Origin of the sequence: Rhizobium sp. L9 (assembly GCF_002531885.1) — a bacterium.
Lineage (GTDB): Bacteria > Pseudomonadota > Alphaproteobacteria > Rhizobiales > Rhizobiaceae > Rhizobium.
The window spans coordinates 1-2,581 of the sequence record NZ_NWSZ01000073.1 but is presented as its reverse complement, the minus strand read 5'-3'; the positions used below and the strand labels follow the sequence as shown (position 1 = coordinate 2,581).

The 2,581-nt window shown below is 59.3% G+C and carries 2 protein-coding genes; both read left to right on the top strand.

The annotated features are described in order from the left end of the window. The first annotated feature begins 317 nt into the window (after positions 1–317). On the top strand, positions 318–497 hold the full coding sequence (locus CO660_RS32195; RefSeq protein WP_077994911.1) for a hypothetical protein: 180 nt from the start codon (positions 318–320) through the stop codon (positions 495–497). Then, entirely contained in the window at positions 484–2,553 is a 2,070-nt protein-coding gene (locus CO660_RS32190) for a recombinase family protein (protein ID WP_077994910.1), read from the top strand. Before CO660_RS32195 ends, CO660_RS32190 begins: the two co-directional genes overlap by 14 nt. The last annotated feature ends 28 nt before the right edge of the window (positions 2,554–2,581 follow it).

Here is a 2,581-nt window from a genome sequence, read left to right as displayed (position 1 = left end):
GCAATGCCCCGTTCATTCTGCCCATGTCGGCGATGAAGTCGAGGTTCACTATCGCTGGCATCCACATTTTGGCCAGAAGGTTTCCATTCGTCGCGTCGAAGAACGAGCGACAGGCCGGTTTTTGAAGGTTCTGGGGCCGACAGGTGTCGTCATCGCGATCTCAGGGTGGATGATCGATCCCGTGGTCTGCCGCGGCATGACCATGGGAACGCCACGCGTCGATCTTGCGACGCTAATCGAATTGAACAGGCTGGTCTCTGGCGGCAGCAAAGCGGCACCCTTCCGAAGTGGACGTAGAATCACTCAGGAGGACCATGATGAGATCCCGCAATACGCTGGTGCCGGCGTCGGGCCGGCAGCTCGACCTGATATTCAAAACTCGGATGCTCGACGGACTGAGCGACAAGGAACGCAAGAAGGCGATTTCAACGCTGGCTTGCCTGCTGATGCAGGCCGCAGGCCTCGTCGTCGAGGAGGTCAACGATGACCAGCACTGATTTGATTCCGACAGCGCTGCTCGCGCGCAAGGCCGTCGTTTATGTGCGGCAATCCACGCAGTCGCAGGTTATAACCAATCTGGAAAGCCAGCGACGGCAGTATGATCTTGTTGACATTGCGCGACACCACGGCTTCAGCGACGTCGAGGTGATCGACGACGACCTCGGGCGCTCTGCCAGCGGAACCGTCGCCCGTCCGGGCTTCGATCGTCTCGTCGCCCTACTGTGCGCCGGCAAAGTTGGTGCCGTTTTCTGCTTCGATGCTTCACGGCTTGCGCGCAACGGTCGGGACTGGCATCACCTGCTCGAACTGTGCGGCCTGGTCGAAGCCCGCGTCATTGACCATGACGGCGTCTACAATCCATGTCGACCCAACGATCGGCTGCTGCTGGGAATGAAGGGCAGTATCAGCGAGTTCGAACTGGGCGTGCTGAGAGCCCGGATGCTCGATGCCGCCAGGTCGAAGGCGCGCCGTGGCGAACTGCGACTTTCCGTTCCGTTCGGCTACATTTGGCATCGGGAGGCCGGGCTTGGGCTCGATCCTGATCTGCGTCTGCAAGAGGTAATTCGATCCATCTTCGCCCGCTTCCACGACCTTGGAAGCGCGCGTCAGGTGCTGCTGTCGATGACGAAAGATCAGATTCACTTCCCTCGGCCGTCGGATGAAGGGCGCATGACCAACTTCGTATGGATGCCAGTACGTTATCGCAATGTGATCGGCATCCTCAAAAACCCCTTCTACGCCGGCGTTTACGTCTATGGGAAGAGCGAGAAGCGGACTGCCATCGTCGATGGACGGGCTCGGCGCAGTTACGGGCACGGCAAGCCCGTCGGTAGCTGGGAGGTGATGATCCGGGACCATCACGAAGGTTACATTAGTTGGGGCGAATACGAGCGTAACCAACAGCAACTGGCCCTCAATAATTATGGCCGCTCGGGTGGGACTAAATCGGGCCGCGGCGGCAAAGCATTATTATCAGGTCTCCTGACCTGCGGACGGTGTGGACGGCGACTGAGTGTTGCCTATACGGGAAATCCACAAAATCCTGTCTATCGCTGCTATAAACAGAACCTGATGATGGGCTTGCCCCGTTGCATGACGTTCGGCGGCTCGAAGGTCGATGCGGCGGTTGCGCGCGAGTTGTTGCGCGCGGTAGAACCATTAGCGATCGAGGCGACTTTTGAAGCAGAGCGGATGCACCGGGAGCGACAGGAAGACCAGCGCCACATTCACGATCTGGAGCTACAACAGGCCCGCTACGAGGCTAGCCTCGCCGAGCGCCGCTATGCGGCATGCGATCCCGACAACCGCCTGATAGCTGCACAGCTTGAGAAGAATTGGGAAACGGCGCTACGCCGCGTCCGTGATCTGGAAGTGCGCAGGCCTACCGAAAGTCCTTCAACCATCGAAGTTGACCCAGGCACTTTCGCAAACCTCGCCGACAATCTGCAGGCGGCCTGGGAGTCGCCGGATGTCACCATGCGCGTGCGCCAGCAACTGCTACGTACATTGATCGCCGACATTGTTGTCGATGTCGATGATGAGGTGCGCGACGTGGTGCTGACCATCCATTGGAAAGGCGGTCAGCATTCGGAGCTCAAGGTTCGCAAGCCCCAGACGGGTGAACACGGGTGCGCCACAACGGAAGATGCTTTGGCAGTGATGCGGAGCATGGCAGGACGCTGGTCCGATGAACATATCGCCGCGTCGCTCAATCGAATGGGAATGCCCACGGGGCAAGGAAAAACCTGGACTGCACACCGGGTCGCTTCCGTAAGGCGGGTCCGGGCCATTCACGCGTACAAATCAGCCGATAAAGAGGGCGAATGGCTGACCATGACAGAGGCGGCGGCGGTTTTGGGCGTGACCAACCACCGAATACGCCACCTGATCAAGACGAACGTGTTGTCTGCCGAGCAGGTGGTTCCCGGCGCGCCGTATCAAATCCGGGCCAGCGACCTGACTTCGGCGACCGTCCAAGCCGCGATAGCCCGAAAGGGCCGCCCGTGTCGCATTGCTGACACCGAGACGCTTCCAATGTTTACAGATACTTAAAGAGGGAGTGCACAATGACTCAGGTCCG